Here is a 16,635-nt window from a genome sequence, read left to right as displayed (position 1 = left end):
CAGGTTCAGCCGTGAGGTCGGCATCGGCGCGGCGTCCCCTCCTGTGCGAGGGGTTTTTTCATTTCCGCAGGCAGAGACGATCGATGGAGCTTTGAGGATCATGAGCGAGACGAACCCCGCTGCCACCGCCGCGTCGGCGGAGGCCGCGCCGCACCGCTACACGGCCGCCATGGCAGCCGAGATCGAGGCACGCTGGCAGGACTTCTGGGACGCCGACGGCACCTACGCGGCGCCGAACCCCACGGGCGACCTGGCGGGCGACCCCGAGCTGGCCGCCAAGCCCAAGAAGTTCATCATGGACATGTTCCCGTACCCCTCGGGCGCGGGCCTGCACGTCGGCCACCCGCTGGGCTACATCGCCACCGACGTCTACGCCCGGTTCCAGCGCATGACCGGCCACAACGTCCTGCACACCCTCGGCTTCGACGCCTTCGGCCTGCCCGCCGAACAGTACGCCGTGCAGACCGGCACGCACCCCCGCGTGTCCACCGAGGCCAACATCGAGAACATGAAGGCCCAGCTGCGCCGGCTGGGCCTGGGCCACGACAAGCGCCGGTCGTTCGCCACGATCGACCCGGAGTACTACAAGTGGACCCAGTGGATCTTCCTGCAGATCTTCAACTCCTGGTACGACGAGGAGGCGCGCAAGGCCCGCCCGATCTCCGAGCTGATCGCCCAGTTCGAGTCCGGTGAACGCGCCATTCCGGGCACCACGCGCGCGTGGAGCGAACTGAGCGCCCGCGAACGCGCCGACATCCTGGGCGAGTACCGCCTGGCCTACGCCTCCGACGCGCCCGTCAACTGGTGCCCCGGCCTGGGCACCGTACTGGCCAACGAGGAGGTCACCGCCGACGGCCGGTCCGAGCGCGGCAACTACCCGGTCTTCAAGGCCAAGCTGCGCCAGTGGAACATGCGCATCACCGCCTACGCCGACCGGCTCCTGGAGGACCTGGAGGAGCTGGACTGGCCCGAGGCCATCAAGCTCCAGCAGCGCAACTGGATCGGCCGCAGCGAGGGCGCCCGCATCGACTTCCCGATCGACGGCGAGCGCATCACGGTCTTCACCACCCGCCCGGACACCCTGTTCGGCGCGACCTACATGGTGCTGGCGCCCGAGCACCCGCTGGTCGAGAAGTTCACCCCCGAGGTGTGGCCCGAGGGCACGCACGAGGTGTGGACCGGCGGCCACGCCACCCCGGCCGAGGCCGTCGCCGCCTACCGCGCGCAGGCCGCCTCGAAGTCCGACGTGGAGCGGCAGGCCGAGGCCAAGGACAAGACCGGCGTCTTCACCGGCGCCTTCGCGACCAACCCGGTCAGCGGCGAGCGGGTCCCGGTCTTCATCGCCGACTACGTCCTGATGGGCTACGGCACCGGCGCGATCATGGCCGTCCCGGGCCACGACAGCCGCGACTTCGCCTTCGCGCGCGCCTTCGAGCTGCCCGTCCGCTGCGTGGTCGAGCCGACCGACGGCCGCGGCACCGACCCGTCCACCTGGGACGACGCCTTCGTCTCCTACGACGCGAAGATCATCAACTCCGAAAGCGACGACCTGAGCCTGAACGGCCTGGGCGTGGCCGACGCCAAGGCGCGCATCACCGAGTGGCTGGCCGGCAAGGGCATCGGCGAGGGCACCGTCAACTTCCGGCTGCGCGACTGGCTGTTCAGCCGCCAGCGCTACTGGGGCGAGCCCTTCCCGATCGTCTACGACGAGGACGGCGTCGCCCACGCGCTGCCCGAGTCGATGCTGCCGCTGGAGCTGCCCGAGGTCGAGGACTACAGCCCGCGCACCTTCGACCCGGACGACTCCGACACCCAGCCCGAGACCCCGCTGTCGCGCAACGAGGAATGGGTCAACGTCACCCTGGACCTGGGCGACGGCCCCAAGAAGTACCGCCGCGAGACCAACACCATGCCCAACTGGGCCGGTTCCTGCTGGTACGAGTTCCGCTATCTGGACCCGCACAACGACCGCGAGCTGGTGGACCCGGAGATCGAGCGGTACTGGATGGGTCCGCGCGAGGGTCTGCCGCACGGCGGTGTGGACCTGTACGTCGGCGGCGCCGAGCACGCCGTGCTGCACCTGCTGTACGCGCGCTTCTGGTCCAAGGTCCTGTACGACCTGGGGCACGTCTCCTCCGCGGAGCCGTTCCACAAACTGTTCAACCAGGGCATGATCCAGGCATACGTCTACCGCGACAGCCGGGGCATCGCGGTGCCGGCCGCCGAGGTGGAGGAGCGCGACGGCGCGTACTACTACCAGGGCGAGAAGGTCACCCGCCTGCTGGGCAAGATGGGCAAGTCCCTGAAGAACGCCGTGACCCCGGACGAGATCGCCGCCGAGTACGGCGCGGACACGCTGCGCCTGTACGAGATGGCCATGGGTCCGCTGGACGTCTCCCGCCCGTGGGACACGCGTGCGGTGGTCGGCCAGTTCCGGCTGCTGCAGCGGCTGTGGCGCAACATCGTCGACGAGACCACCGGCGAGGTCACCGTCACCGACGCGGAGCCCGACGACGAGACCCTGCGCGCCCTGCACAAGGCCATCGACGGCGTGCGCCAGGACCTGGAGGGCCTGCGCTTCAACACCGCCATCGCCAAGGTCACCGAGCTGAACAACCACCTGACCAAGACCGGTGGCGCGGTGCCGCGGTCCGTGGCCGAGCCGCTGGTGCTGATGGTCGCCCCGCTGGCCCCGCACATCGCCGAGGAGCTGTGGCGCAAGCTGGGCCACACCGACTCCGTCGTCCACCGGGACTTCCCGGTCGCCGACCCGGCCTACGTCGTCGACGAGACCGTGACCTGCGTCGTGCAGATCAAGGGCAAGGTCAAGGCCCGGCTGGAGGTGCCGCCCGCCATCTCCGAGGAGGAACTGGAGAAGGTCGCGCTAACCGACGAGAAGGTGATCGCGGCGCTGGGCGGCGCGGGCATCCGCAAGGTGATCGTGCGGGCGCCGAAGCTGGTCAACATCGTTCCCGCGTAACCGTTCCCGCGTGAACACCGGCGTGTACCGGGGCGCGAAAAGGGACGTTTTCGTCGGCTCGGGGTAGTCCCCTACGGGCAGGTTCGGGGTTCGGACGGAACTCCGGGCCTGCCCGCTGCGTTTACCGTGGAGAAGCGCAGCGGGCCGTACCGCACCGACCGGAGGAGGAGCGCCATGGACGTAGTGCTCACCGTGTTCGCCCTGCTCTTCTTGATCTTCGTGGGCATGGGCGCCTACGCCACGGTCAAGGCCGTCCGCGCCACCAAGCGCGGTGTGGACCGGACCATCGCGCAGGCCCGCCGCACGGTCGAGGACCACACCCTGCGCGCCAAGTCCGTCGCCCAGCCCGGGCCGGCCGGCGAGATCGCCCGGCTGCGGCTCGCACTGCGCACCTCCATGCGCGCCACACAGGACGCGCTGCACGCGGGCGTCGCCGAGGACGAATCGCTGAAGGAGTCCCTCGGCCTCTTCGAACGGCTCAGCGTCCACGGGCACGACCTGGACGCCGACCTCAAACGCCTGGAGACCGAGCCCGACCGGGCCACACTCGCCGCGCGCCTGCCCGAACTGCGCGAGCGCACCGAGCGCATCACCCACTCCGCCGACTCCCTGCGCTGGGCCGTCCGCGACCGCGCCCGCCGCTTCTCCGACGACGATCTGGACCACCTCAGCGCCCAGATCGACATCGAGGCCGACGCCCTGCGCCACTGGACGAGAACCGAACCCGGCCAGGCGTCCTCGCACTGGCCCGACGCCCCCGCCACCCCCGCCGACGGCCCTGCCGCAGGACGGGCGCGCTCCGAGGCGGCCGGTGCCCACGCCACGGCGCGGCCCGCTCCCGACGCGATCACCGGGACCTCGTGGCGCCCCACCGTCCCGTGGCAGAAGAAGCCCCGCCCCGAGAGCACCACATGAGCGGACCCCTCCCCGGGCACACGACAGGGGCCGGGCTGCCGAGCGAGCACTACGCCAGGTAACCTCCAGCTCATGTCCCGCCATGTCGCGATCGTCACCGATTCAACGGCCTATCTGCCGCCCCGGGCGATGGAGCGTCACGGCATCACCACGGTCCCGCTGACCGTGGTCCTCGGCGACCAGGCGCTCGAAGAGGGCACCGAGATCTCCACCCGCTCCCTCGCCCAGGCGCTGCAGAAGCGGCGCTCCGTGACCACCTCCCGTCCCAGCCCCCAGGTGTTCGCCGAGACCTACCGCAGACTCGCCGAGTCCGGCGCGAGCGGCATCGTCTCCCTGCACCTGTCCGCCGAGTTGTCCGGCACCTACGACGCGGCGGTCCTCGCGGCGCGCGAGGCACCGGTGCCCGTACGCGTGGTGGACACCGGAGTGGTCGCGATGGCGCTCGGCTTCTGTGCGCTCACCGCGGCCGAGGCCGCGGAGGCGGGCGGCACGGTGGACGAGGCCGTCACGGCCGCCGAGAAGCGGGCCGCCGGCACATCCGCCGTCTTCTACGTCGACACCCTCGACTATCTGCGCCGAGGCGGCCGCATCGGCGCAGCGCAGAAGCTGCTGGGTTCCGCGCTCGCCGTCAAACCCCTGCTCCAGCTGGACGACGGCCGTATCGAGCTGCTCGAAAAGGTGCGTACGGCGTCCAAGGCGATCGCGCGTCTGGAGGAGCTCACCGTGGAGCGGGCGGGCAACGCGGAGGTCGACATCGCCGTTCACCATCTCGCCGCCGCCGACGGTGCCGCCGCACTCGCCGACCGGCTGCGGGCCCGCGTCCCGGGCCTGGCCGACCTGCATGTCAGCGAGGTCGGAGCGGTGATCGGGGCGCACACCGGGCCTGGTCTGCTGGGGGCGGTCGTCTCGCCCCGCTGAGGCCGAGGTCCCGGGGCCGTCGACCCGTCGGTTTCGCTCGTCTTCACTCGTGTGGGTGGCGGAGTTATCCACAACCGGGCGGTAATGCACGGGATTTCACCAAGATCATCGTGATGCGGCGAAGTGCTCCATCCTCGTCGCATGGCACTTCGATCCCGTTCCCGCATCGCGATCCCGACCAGCGGCCCCGGCCGTGGCCCGGCTTCGGACGGCCGCGTCCGGCACCGCCGGGCCATCGGACACCGGCCACCGGGCCACCGCGTCACCGGGCCACGTCCTGCCGAACACCGGGCCGACGAGCCGCGAGCGTCCGTGCCCCGACCCGCCGAGTCCCGGCCCACCGTCCCTCGAGCCGCCGAGTCCCGTCCCGCCGAACATCGTCGCGGTCGTCGTCGGGCGCCCGCGCCGGCCGAGGAACTGCGCCGCCGGGCGGAACTGCTCTTCGGCGAACGGGCGGTGCGGTGGCGGGAGTCCGGGAACGCGCCGCCCGATCCGGTCGGCTCCACGGGCGCGTCGGCATCGGCGGGGCGGGTGGAGGGGGCGGCGGGGACGGCGCCGGGGTCGGCGCGGTCGGTGGTGAGGGAGGCTGTAGGGCCGACGGTGCGGGGGCCTGTACGGCCGACGGTGCCGCCGTGGGCAGGCACCACGGCTGTGCCGGATCGGGGCACGGTTCCGCCGCGCTCACCGGACGACCTGGCACCCCCGCCCCCGCCGTCCGCCGCTTCGGCGAAGGATGAACAGGCCGGTGGTGCGCGGTCGCCGGAACCGGGGGGACCGGGAGGGGCGGAGGTGTCCGCGGCTCCTCCGGGCCGGTGGGAACGCGCCGGGCTTGCCCTGCGGGAGCGGATGCCGATCTGGCTCCAGGCGCGGTACGGGGTGGAGCGGCGAGCGGTCGTGGCGCTGGCCGTGGTGCTCGTGGCCGCGGCCGTCTTCGCCGGGCAGCACTTCTGGTCGGGCCGGACCCAGTCCGTGAGTGCCCCGCAAGCGGTCCGCGCCCAGGCGCCGTTCCCCAAGAAGGAGGAGACGGCGACCACGGCCGGGTCCGCCTCGGCGACACCCGGCGCGGAGATCGTCGTGGACATCGGCGGCAAGGTCCGCAAACCGGGCATCCTGCGGCTGCCGTCAGGTGCCCGGGTGGCCGACGCGTTGCGAGCCGCGGGCGGGGTCCGGCCGGGGGTGAGCACGGAGGGGCTCAACCGGGCCCGTTTCCTGGTCGACGGCGAGCAGGTCCTCGTCGGCGTCCCCGCGGGAGCCGCCGCTCCGGCCGGCCCGGCGGCCGGGCAGCTCTCCGGTGCCGCCGGTCCGGGCCCGGCCGCGCCGGTCTCCCTCAACACCGCCACCGCGGACCAGCTCGACACCCTGCCCGGAGTCGGCCCGGTACTGGCCCGGCACATCATCGACTACCGCACCCAGCACGGCGGTTTCCGCTCGGTGGACGAACTGCGCGAGGTCAACGGCATCGGCGACAGCCGGTTCACCGACCTGCGCGATCTGGTACGGCCATGAACCGCGCGCTCGACGCGGCCGGCCCGGACGCCGGGCACGAGGGGAGCGGGGCCACGCGGACCAGCCGGGACGGCCCGCTGGACCTGCGCCTGGTCCCGCCCGCGCTCACGGCCTGGGGCACGGCCGCCCTCACCCTGGACGCTCCGGTGGCCTGGACCGCCGGGATCGTCGCCTGCTGCCTGCTCGGCGGTGTCCTGTTGCTGTCGGTGCGGCGATCGGACCGGGCCGAGCGGACGGGGAGGACGAGGCGGGCAGGGCGGACAGGGCGGCCCGCGCAGACCGGGCAGGCTGGATGCACCGGACGGGCTGGAGGCATCGGGCAGGGCGGACGCACCGGGCAGGGCGGACGGGCCGGGGCGGCCGGGTGGGTGCGGGGCCGGTTCCGCTGGGCGCGGGCCGCCGTCGCCGCCGTGCTGCTCTGTGCCGCCGCGGCGGCCGTCGCCGCCGGACTGCACGGGGCCGACGTGCGGCGCGGGCCGGTGCCCGAGCTGGCCCGGCGGTTCACGACCGTCACCGCCGAGGTCGAGCTGAGCGGCGATCCCTGGCTGAGCGGCCCACGGGTGAGCGGCGATCACATGGCACCGGTGGCGGTGCTGGCGCGGGGCGAGGTGCGGAGCGTGGAGGCGGCCGACGGACGGCGGATGCGGGGGCGGACGCCCGTGCTGCTGATCGTCGACGCGGATGTCCCGGCACCGGAGGCAAGCGCCCGGAGAAGCCGAAGTCCCGGGCCGCCGGCCGCAGCCGGCCGGTTCCGGCCGGGTGGGCGAGCCGCCTGGCTCGGGCTGCTGCCGTCCACCCGGCTCCGGGTCGGCGGCCGGCTGGCGCCCGCGCTCACGGGCGGCGACCGGACAGCGGCCGTGCTACGGGTGCGTAACCGGCCGGTACCCCGGATCGTGGCGGGGCCGAGCGGACCGCAACGGCTCGCGGGCCGGCTCAGGGCGGGCCTGCGGGAGGCGACCGAGGGCCTGCCGGGGGACGCGCGGGCGCTGCTTCCCGGACTGGTCGTCGGGGACACCTCGCGGATCACGCCCGAGCTGGACCACGCCTTCGACGAGACGGACCTGGCACACGTCCTCGCCGTCTCCGGCAGCAACCTCACCGTCCTGCTCGCGTTGCTCATCGGGCCGCCGGGCCTGGCCCAACGGGCCGAACGCAGGGGCCTGGCCCCGCGCCTGGGCCTCTCACTGAGGATGACGGCCGTGCTGGCGGGGGCGCTGACACTGGCCTTCGTGGTCGTCTGCCGGCCCGACCCCAGCGTCCTGCGGGCCGCCGTCTGCGGCGCCGTCGCACTGCTCGCCCTGGCCACCGGGCGCCGCAGATCGCTGATCCCGGCGCTGGCCACGGCGGTCCTGCTGCTGGTGCTGTACGACCCGTGGCTGGCCCGCAGTTACGGCTTCCTGCTGTCGGTGCTGGCCACCGGCGCGCTGCTGGTGCTGGCGCCGGGCTGGAGCGAGGCGTTGCGGCGGCGCGGGGTGCCCCCGAGGCTCGCCGAGGCGCTGGCGGCGGCCGCCGCGGCCCAGGCCGTGTGCGCGCCGGTCGTGGCGGTGCTGTCGGCCCGGGTGAGCCTGGTGGCGGTGCCGTGCAATCTGCTGGCCGAGATGGCGGTCGCACCGGCCACAGTGCTGGGGTTCACGGCACTCGCGACGGCACCCTTGCTGATGCCGGTGGCCAAAGCTCTGGCCTGGTGCGCGAGTTGGCCTGCCGGGTGGATCGCCGGGGTCGCCCGGGCGGGGGCGGCGCTGCCCGGCGCGGGTGTGGACTGGCCGGGGAACTGGCCGGGGGCACTGGCGCTCGCGGTGGTCACCGTGGCCGTCGTGGCGGTCGGCCGGAGACTGCTGCGGCACCCCGTGTGGTGCGGACTGCTCGGCATGCTGCTCGTGCTGGCCGTGACCCGGCCGACGCCGCTGACCCGGGTGATCACGGGCTGGCCGCCGCCCGGCTGGAGATTCGCGATGTGCGACGTCGGGCAGGGCGACGCGACGGTGCTGGCGGCGGGCGGGGGAACGGGGGTCGTCGTGGACGCCGGACCCGATCCCGCGTTGGTCGACGACTGTCTGCGACGGCTGGGCATCACCCGCGTCCCCCTGGTGATCCTGACCCACTTCCATGCCGACCATGTAGCGGGCCTGCCCGGTGTCCTGCGGGGCCGCTCGGTGGCCGCGATCGAGACCACCGGACTCGCGGAACCGGCGGACCAGGCACGGTTCGTCCGCGGGGAGGCGGCCGAGCGGCACATCCCGGTCGTGACGGCCGCCGCGGGAGAGGAACGGCGCGTCGGACCGCTGACCTGGCGGGTCCTGTGGCCCCCGCCCCAGGAAGCCAGGACACCCTTCGGAACGCGAACGCCGGCCTCCGTCCCCTCCGTACCCGGTTCGATCTCCGCGCCCGATCCGGTCTCCGTCCCCGGGCCGGCCTTCCGGCCGGAAGGGCCGAACGACGCCAGTGTCACGCTGCTCGTGCGCACGGGCGGACTGCGCCTGCTGCTCCTCGGGGACCTGGAACCCCCTGCCCAGCAGGCCCTGCTGCGGTCCCCGGCGGCGGCCGGCCTGGCCGGGGTGGACGTCCTGAAGGTGGCCCACCACGGCTCGGCCTACCAGGATCCCGGGCTGTTGCGCCTCGCCGCACCCCGGGTGGCACTCGTCTCCGCCGGTGCCGACAACCCTTACGGCCATCCGGCGCCGTCGACCGTGGCCGCCCTGCGCGGCGGCGGGGCGACGGTCCTGCGCACCGACCGGGACGGGGCGCTCGCGCTGACCGGGACCGGAGGGAGGGAAGGGGAGCTGCGGGTGACGAGTGCGCGCTGACCCGGTGTCCCATGGGACGAGTTGTGTGGCGGCTTTGTGAAATCTTGACCTGAACGACTAATTCGGATCAGTCCCGGCGCATGCAGTGGATTGCTGTGATGTGGGTCCGTGTTGCCTCGAAAGCCGCATCGGTGATCGAATGAACCTTCGGCAGTCGATCATGTCGAGGGGTACAGGGGTGTCGTGGATGTTCGGTCGCTTGTTGGGTAACCGGGGAAGCCGGGTGCAACGGTCGAATCCTCTGGCGGGGGTCCGTACACCGCCGCATGCGGGAGTGCTCAGCTGCCGGGTGGTCGACCCCGTCAACGAGCCCGTGGCGGGTGCCGAGTTGACGGTCACGGACGCCATGGGCCGCCGGGTGGTGACCGGGGGCACGGACCCCTACGGCCTGTTCCTGGCCATGGTGCCGGCGGGGGAGTACCGGCTCGCGGTGGCGGCCGAGGGCTATGCGCCGTACCGCGCCACCGCGCTGGTCGCGGAGAACTCCCTTGCCTCGCTGGGCGATGTCACGCTTCAGGTGGCCCAGCCGCCGGAACCGCCGGCGCCGGGCGACTGGGACATAGAGCCCGCGCACTCCTCGATCGGCTTCACCGCACGGCACATCGGGCTGGCGCGGATCCACGGGCGGTTCAACTCCTTCGCCGGGGTGGTGCGGATCGCCGAGCGGATGGAGCGGTCGGCGATGCACGTGGTGATCGACGCGTCCTCCATCGACACCGGGATCCGGATGCGCGACGACCACTTGCGGTCGGCGGATTTCCTGGACGTACAGCGGTTCCCGACGCTGGAGTTCTACAGCGACCGGTTCGTGCACAAGGGCGGCACCCGCTGGACGGTCACCGGGGCGCTGTCGTTGCACGGCGTGACCCGCACGGTCACGCTCGACACCGATTACCTCGGTATCGGCAACGGCATGGAGGGCGAGACGCGGGCGGCCTGCCGGGCCAGCACCGAGCTGCACCGGGACGACTTCACGATCAGCTGGCAGTCGATGCTGGCCCGGGGCATCGCGGCGGTCGGACCGAGCATCCGCGTCGACCTGGACGTGCAGATCGTGCCGAAGAGCTGACGGGGGCTGTCGCGCCGGCCATGGGCAGAGCCCGCCGGGTACCGGCGACCGAGGCCGTGCGTACCGGCTGACCTGGGACGACCTGGGGGCGGAGGGCTGCCGGGCCCGGTCCGGTGGCCCCCGTCGGGTGCCGGAGAATGGGCCTGTGAGCGATGTGAGACACGTGCTGGTGCTGCCCGACCGCGACGCCGCCGAGGAAGCGGCCGAGGCGCTCGGGGAGCGGTTCGGTATCGACGAGGAGCCTCGGCTCGTCCGGGACGCGCTGGCCGGTGAGGACGACGCCGAGGACGCCCAGTGGCTGGTGGTCCTGCGGGACGAGGGCGAGCGGCTCGACCCCGCCGAGCTGGACGCGTTCGCGGGGGAGTGGGACGGCTGGCGCGAGGAACCGTGACCCCGAGCCGCCCTCAGGGTCCGCTCCGGGACCGGTCGGGGTGGCGGGGCCGGTTGGCTGTCAGTGCCGCGTGGGATGCTGTAAGCGATGGCCAGGAAGACTGCGAATGACGACCCTCTCGCCCCGGTGACCGTTGCCGTGGGCCAGGAGGACCTCCTGCTCGACCGTGCCGTGCGGGAGGTGGTGGCCGCCGCCAGGGCCGCCGACGCCGACACGGACGTACGTGACCTGACCCCGGACCAGCTGCAGCCCGGCACACTCGCCGAGCTGACCAGCCCGTCGCTCTTCGCGGAGCGCAAGGTCGTGGTCGTACGCAACGCGCAGGACCTGTCCGCCGACACGGTCAAGGACGTGAAGGCGTATCTCGGTTCGCCCGCCGAGGAGATCACGCTGGTGCTGCTGCACGCCGGCGGTGCCAAGGGAAAGGGGCTGCTGGACGCGGCGCGCAAGGCGGGCGCACGGGAGGTGGCCTGCCCGAAGATGACCAAGCCGGCGGACCGGCTGGCCTTCGTGCGGGGCGAGTTCCGCTCCCTCGGGCGGTCGGCCACCCCCGAGGCCTGCCAGGCGCTCTGCGACGCCATCGGGAGCGACCTGCGGGAGCTGGCCTCGGCGGTCTCGCAGCTGGTCGCCGACGTGGAAGGGACGATCGACGAGGCGATCGTCGGGCGGTACTACACGGGGCGCGCCGAGGCCTCCAGCTTCACGGTCGCCGACCGGGCCGTGGAGGGGCGTACGGCGGAGGCGCTGGAGGCCCTGAGATGGTCGCTGGCGACAGGGGTTGCGCCGGTGATGATCACCAGCGCGCTGGCGCAGGGCGTGCGGGCGATCGGCAAGCTGTCCTCGGCCCGGGGCGGCCGGCCGGCCGATCTGGCGCGTGAGCTGGGCATGCCGCCGTGGAAGATCGACCGGGTGCGCCAGCAGATGCGGGGCTGGACGCCGGACGGGGTCGCGGTGGCACTCAGAGCGGTCGCGGAGGCGGACGCCGGCGTGAAGGGCGGCGGCGACGACCCCGAGTACGCCCTGGAGAAGGCGGTCGTGGTGATCGCCCGAGCCGCCCGCTCCAGAGGCCGGGCCTGACCGAACCGGCTCAGCTTCTTGGTGCCGTGCCGGTGCCCCACACCTCCCGCGCACGCCAAAGGTTCCTCAGGCACGCCAGAAGCTCCCCAGGCACGCCGAAGGCAAGCACCCCCAGCACCCCGAGCACGCCAAAGACCCCGGTGCCCGCCTTGGGGAAAGGCGAAGGCGCCGGGGCCGTCGGATCAAGCTTGTGGATCCACGCCCGCGTGGCGAACGCAGGCCGCGCGTGGGTCCTGGGGTGCCGGTCGGGAGCGGATGAGAGAGGGCCCGCTCTGGGTCCTTCCGGCGATCAGATCAGAAAGGAGGTTCAGCCCTTGAGGGACGAGACCTTGGAAGCAAGCGCCGACTTCTTGTTGGCGGCCTGGTTCTTGTGGATGACGCCCTTGGAGACGGCCTTGTCGAGCGCACGCGCGGCAGCGCGCTGCAGCTCGGTCGCCTTCTCCACGTCACCCGCGGCAGCGGCCTCACGAGCCTTGCGGATCGCGGTCTTCAGGGAGGACTTGACGGCCTTGTTGCGCAGCCGGGCCTTCTCGTTGGTCTTGTTCCGCTTGATCTGGGACTTGATGTTCGCCACGAAGGAGCCTTTTCAGGTTCAGGCGCGGGGCCGCTCGGGTCCCGAACCGGTGATCCAAAATTTTCTGTCGCGCCTCGCGCTGAGAGGGCATGAGGCACAGCCATCTACAGTACCAGTGGCCCTCCGGGCAGCCCAAAACGGCTCCGGGTCCCTCCCCGTGGGACCATGGAGACTACGTAACGATCCGACCCGAGGCATAAGGCGCCTCAAGAGACAGGACCCTGCGTGCCCGCGACCCCTAACCATGTGCCCGAGCCGAGCCGTACCGACCCGGCTCTGATCCGCAATTTCTGCATCATCGCGCACATCGACCACGGCAAGTCCACGCTCGCCGACCGGATGCTCCAGCTGACCGGTGTGGTCGAGCAGCGGCAGATGCGTGCTCAGTACCTCGACCGGATGGACATCGAGCGCGAGCGCGGCATCACGATCAAGTCCCAGGCGGTGCGTCTGCCCTGGGCCCCGACCGAGGGCCCCGACCAGGGCACGACCCACATCCTCAACATGATCGACACCCCGGGGCACGTCGACTTCACCTACGAGGTCTCGCGGTCGCTCGCCGCCTGCGAGGGGACCATCCTCCTGGTCGACGCCGCCCAGGGCATCGAGGCGCAGACCCTCGCCAACCTGTACCTGGCGATGGAGAACGACCTCACGATCATCCCGGTGCTGAACAAGATCGACCTGCCGGCCGCGCAGCCGGAGAAGTTCGCCGAGGAGCTGGCGAACCTGGTCGGCTGCGAACCGGACGACGTGCTCAAGGTCTCGGCGAAGACCGGTCTCGGTGTGGACGCGCTGCTGAACAAGGTCGTCAAGGAGATCCCGGCGCCGGTCGGTGTCGCCGACGCGCCCGCCCGCGCGATGATCTTCGACTCGGTCTACGACTCCTACCGCGGTGTCGTGACGTACGTCCGTGTCATCGACGGCCAGCTCAACAAGCGCGAGCGCATCAAGATGATGTCGACCGGCGCCACGCACGAGCTGCTGGAGATCGGCGTCAACTCGCCGGAGATGCTGCCGGCCGACGGTCTCGGCGTCGGCGAGGTGGGGTACCTCATCACCGGCGTGAAGGACGTCCGGCAGTCCAAGGTCGGTGACACGGTCACCAGCCAGCACAAGGGCGCCACCGAGGCGCTCGGCGGTTACAAGGACCCGAAGCCGATGGTCTTCTCCGGTCTGTACCCGCTGGACGGCTCCGACTACCCGGAGCTGCGCGAGGCCCTGGACAAGCTCCAGCTCAACGACGCCGCACTGGTCTACGAGCCGGAGACCTCCGCCGCCCTCGGCTTCGGTTTCCGCGTCGGCTTCCTCGGCCTGCTGCACCTGGACGTGATCCGGGAGCGGCTGGAGCGCGAGTTCGGTCTCGACCTGATCGCCACCGCCCCCAACGTGGTCTACCGCGTGATCCTGGAGGACGGCAGCGAGGTCACCGTCACCAACCCGAGCGAGTTCCCCGAGGGCAAGATCGCCGAGGTGTTCGAGCCGGTCGTGCGGGCGACGATCCTCGCGCCGACCGAGTTCATCGGCGCGATCATGGAGCTGTGCCAGACCCGGCGCGGCACGCTGCTGGGCATGGACTACCTCTCCGAGGACCGTGTCGAGATCCGCTACACCCTGCCGCTCGCGGAGATCGTCTTCGACTTCTTCGACCAGCTGAAGTCCAAGACGCGGGGCTACGCCTCCCTGGACTACGAGCCCACGGGCGAGCAGAGCAGCTCCCTGGTCAAGGTCGACATCCTGCTGCACGGCGACAAGGTGGACGCCTTCTCGGCGATCACCCACAAGGACCAGGCGTACGCGTACGGCGTGCGGCTCGTCGCCAAGCTCAAGGAGCTGATCCCGCGGCAGAACTTCGAGGTGCCGGTGCAGGCCGCCATCGGCTCCCGGGTCATCGCCCGCGAGACCATCCGCGCCATCCGCAAGGACGTCCTCGCCAAGTGCTACGGCGGTGACATCTCCCGTAAGCGGAAGCTGCTGGAGAAGCAGAAGGAAGGCAAGAAGCGGATGAAGATGGTGGGTTCCGTGGAGGTTCCGCAGGAGGCATTCATCGCCGTGCTGTCCAGCGACGACGCCGCGGGGTCGGCCAAGGGCAAGAAGTAACCACCGGTTACGGCCGGTGACGCCCGCAAAGCGGGCATGCGGGGGCCCGTCGTGCGAAAGCGCGGCGGGCCCCCGTGCGTAGCGGACGTGACCCCGTGTCGGAAAGTGTCGGGCCGATGCCTCTTACGCGGCGGGCGGCCGCGCCTTACCCTGATCCCTGCTCGTTAGTTACTCGCGAGTTAAACAACAGTCCGCTACCCCCACCGTGAGTCAACCCAGCCGCACCGAGCCAGCCGCACCGTCGCGGGCCCCGGAGGATGTCGTGAGCGACACACAGACCCTGATCGAGAACCGTCCGCCGTCCGTGGCGGCCCTCTTCCTGGAGCGCGTGGCGGCCACACCGGACGCCGAGGCCTACCGTCACCCCGTTCCGCCGGCCGCGGGCGAGGGCCCCGACGACTGGGCGTCGCTCAGCTGGGCGGAGGCGGCCGAACGGGTGTACGCGATCGCGGCCGGGCTCATCGAGCTGGGCATCGAGCCCGAGCAGCGGGTGGCACTCGCCTCCTCCACGCGCGTCGAGTGGATCCTCGCCGACCTCGGCATCATGTGCGCCGGCGGTGCCACCACGACCATCTACCCGCAGACCAACGCCGACGAGTCCGCGTTCATCCTCTCCGACTCCGAGAGCCGCGTGCTGATCGCCGAGGACGCGGCACAGCTGGCCAAGGCCGTGGCGAAGCGCCCCGAGCTGCCCGCGCTCGCCAAGGTCGTGGTGATCGACCCGGCCGGCGTGGAGACCGGCGACTGGGTGATCAGCCTCGCCGAGCTGGAGGAGCGTGGCGCCGCCTACCTGGAGCAGCACCCGCAGCTGATCAAGGAGCGGGTCGGCGCGATCACCAGAGAGCAGCTCGCCACCCTCATCTACACCTCCGGCACCACCGGCCGCCCCAAGGGCGTGCGCCTGCCGCACGACAACTGGGCGTACATGGCCAAGGCGATCGCCGCGACCGGCCTGGTCACCATCGACGACGTCCAGTACCTGTGGCTGCCGCTCGCGCACGTCTTCGGCAAGGTGCTCACCTCCGGCCAGATCGAGGTCGGGCACGTCACCGCGGTCGACGGCCGCGCAGACAAGATCATCGAGAACCTTCCGGTGGTGCGGCCGACGTACATGGCGGCCGTGCCGCGCATCTTCGAGAAGGTGTACAACGGCGTGGCGGCCAAGGCCCGCGAGGGCGGCGCGGCCAAGTACAAGGTCTTCCAGTGGGCCGCCGAGGTCGCCCGCGAGTACGCCAAGGTCACCCAGGACAACTTCCGCCGCACCGGTGTCGCCTCGGCGCCGTTCGGGCTCGCCGCCAAGCACAAGGTGGCCGACACCCTCGTCTACGCCAAGCTCCGCGAGGCATTCGGCGGCCGGCTGCGCGCCTGTGTCTCCGGCGCCTCCGCGCTCGCGCCGGAGATCGGCTACTTCTTCGCCGGCGCCGGCATCCACATCCTGGAGGGCTACGGCCTGACCGAGACCTCCGCGGCCTCCTTCGTCAACCCCGGCGAGGCCTACCGCACCGGCACGGTCGGCAAGCCGCTGCCCGGCACCGAGGTCCGCATCGCCGACGACGGCGAGATCCTGCTGCGCGGCCCCGGCATCATGCAGGGCTACCACCAGCAGCCCGAGAAGACCGCCGAGGTGCTGGAGTCCGACGGCTGGTTCCACACCGGTGACATCGGCGAGCTGTCGCCCGACGGCTATCTGCGCATCACCGACCGCAAGAAGGACCTCATCAAGACCTCCGGCGGCAAGTACGTCGCGCCGGCCGAGATCGAGGGCCAGTTCAAGGCGGTGTGCCCGTACGTGTCCAACATCCTCGTGCACGGCGCCGACCGGAACTACTGCACCGCCCTGATCGCCCTGGACGAGCCCGCGATCCTCCAGTGGGCGAAGGAGAACGGCCTGGAGGGCAGGTCGTACGCCGAGGTCGTCGCCGCGCCGCAGACGGTGGAGCTGATCGACGGGTACGTGCGGCAGCTCAACGCCGGGCTCCAGCGCTGGCAGACCGTCAAGAAGTTCCGGCTGCTGCCGCGCGACCTCGACGTGGAGCACGGCGAGATCACGCCGAGCCTGAAGCTGAAGCGGCCGGTGGTGGAGCGGGCGTACAAGGACCTGATCGACGAGATGTACGCCGGCACCAGGGAGGCGTAGACCGCGGGCCGCCCACGGTTTCGCGCCACGCGGCGCACCCGCGCGCGGGCGTGGCCCCACGCCCCTCACACTCACCGACGCTCGAATTTAACGCTCACCGGCGCTCGAAAGGTTCCGTCTTCCGGTCAGTTCCGTGACTCGGCGCTTATAGGCGGGTCCGGTCT

Annotated in this window: 11 protein-coding genes; 10 read left to right on the top strand and 1 reads right to left on the bottom strand. The window is 71.8% G+C overall.

What is annotated here, in order from left to right; all coding sequences use genetic code 11:
* Positions 1-100 precede the first annotated feature (100 nt).
* The 8 genes from leuS (at position 101) to holA (ending at position 11,660) form a co-directional block, all read left to right on the top strand.
* Positions 101-2,980: a leucine--tRNA ligase gene (gene leuS / locus HB370_RS14450; protein ID WP_030777288.1), complete on the top strand. Its 2,880-nt coding sequence runs from the start codon at positions 101-103 to the stop codon at positions 2,978-2,980.
* 174 nt (positions 2,981-3,154) lie between these two features.
* Positions 3,155-3,895 (top strand): hypothetical protein, encoded by a 741-nt coding sequence (locus HB370_RS14445; protein WP_030777286.1) that lies wholly within the window; start codon positions 3,155-3,157, stop codon positions 3,893-3,895.
* A 72-nt stretch (positions 3,896-3,967) separates the two neighbouring features.
* Positions 3,968-4,813 carry a DegV family protein gene (locus HB370_RS14440; protein WP_030777284.1) on the top strand — a complete coding sequence of 282 codons (846 nt, stop codon included), beginning with the start codon at positions 3,968-3,970 and terminating at the stop codon, positions 4,811-4,813.
* Between the two features lie 456 nt (positions 4,814-5,269).
* A complete protein-coding gene (locus HB370_RS41900; protein WP_244406027.1) occupies positions 5,270-6,319 on the top strand; it encodes a ComEA family DNA-binding protein in 1,050 nt (349 codons plus the stop codon).
* A complete protein-coding gene (locus tag HB370_RS14430; RefSeq protein WP_244405525.1) occupies positions 6,316-9,123 on the top strand; it encodes a ComEC/Rec2 family competence protein in 2,808 nt (935 codons plus the stop codon). The genes HB370_RS41900 and HB370_RS14430 overlap by 4 nt, the downstream gene beginning before the upstream one ends.
* A 187-nt stretch (positions 9,124-9,310) precedes the next feature.
* Complete coding sequence (locus HB370_RS14425; RefSeq protein WP_030777275.1) at positions 9,311-10,192, top strand: YceI family protein; 882 nt, start codon at positions 9,311-9,313, stop codon at positions 10,190-10,192.
* Between the two features lie 145 nt (positions 10,193-10,337).
* On the top strand, positions 10,338-10,583 hold the full coding sequence (locus HB370_RS14420; protein WP_030777274.1) for a hypothetical protein: 246 nt from the start codon (positions 10,338-10,340) through the stop codon (positions 10,581-10,583).
* An 87-nt stretch (positions 10,584-10,670) separates the two neighbouring features.
* Positions 10,671-11,660 carry a DNA polymerase III subunit delta gene (holA, locus tag HB370_RS14415; protein ID WP_030777269.1) on the top strand — a complete coding sequence of 330 codons (990 nt, stop codon included), beginning with the start codon at positions 10,671-10,673 and terminating at the stop codon, positions 11,658-11,660.
* A gap of 307 nt (positions 11,661-11,967) precedes the next feature.
* Here holA and rpsT read toward each other — a convergent pair whose 3' ends face one another.
* A complete protein-coding gene (gene rpsT / locus HB370_RS14410) occupies positions 11,968-12,234 on the bottom strand; it encodes a 30S ribosomal protein S20 (RefSeq protein WP_030777267.1) in 267 nt (88 codons plus the stop codon).
* A gap of 225 nt (positions 12,235-12,459) precedes the next feature.
* Between rpsT and lepA the strand changes: the two genes are divergently transcribed.
* Both lepA and HB370_RS14395 read left to right on the top strand, forming a co-directional pair.
* On the top strand, positions 12,460-14,334 hold the full coding sequence (gene lepA, locus HB370_RS14400; protein ID WP_030777264.1) for a translation elongation factor 4: 1,875 nt from the start codon (positions 12,460-12,462) through the stop codon (positions 14,332-14,334).
* Positions 14,335-14,596: 262 nt separating this feature from the next.
* The gene (locus HB370_RS14395; RefSeq protein WP_030777261.1) at positions 14,597-16,471 is read left to right on the top strand and encodes a long-chain fatty acid--CoA ligase; all 1,875 of its coding nucleotides are present in this window, start codon (positions 14,597-14,599) and stop codon (positions 16,469-16,471) included.
* Positions 16,472-16,635: the final 164 nt, after the last annotated feature.

The sequence above is a fragment of the Streptomyces sp. DSM 40868 genome, assembly GCF_011820545.1.
GTDB lineage: Bacteria > Actinomycetota > Actinomycetes > Streptomycetales > Streptomycetaceae > Streptomyces > Streptomyces eurythermus.
Note: the sequence above shows the minus strand (reverse complement) of the source record. Positions and strands in the feature narration are given on the sequence as shown.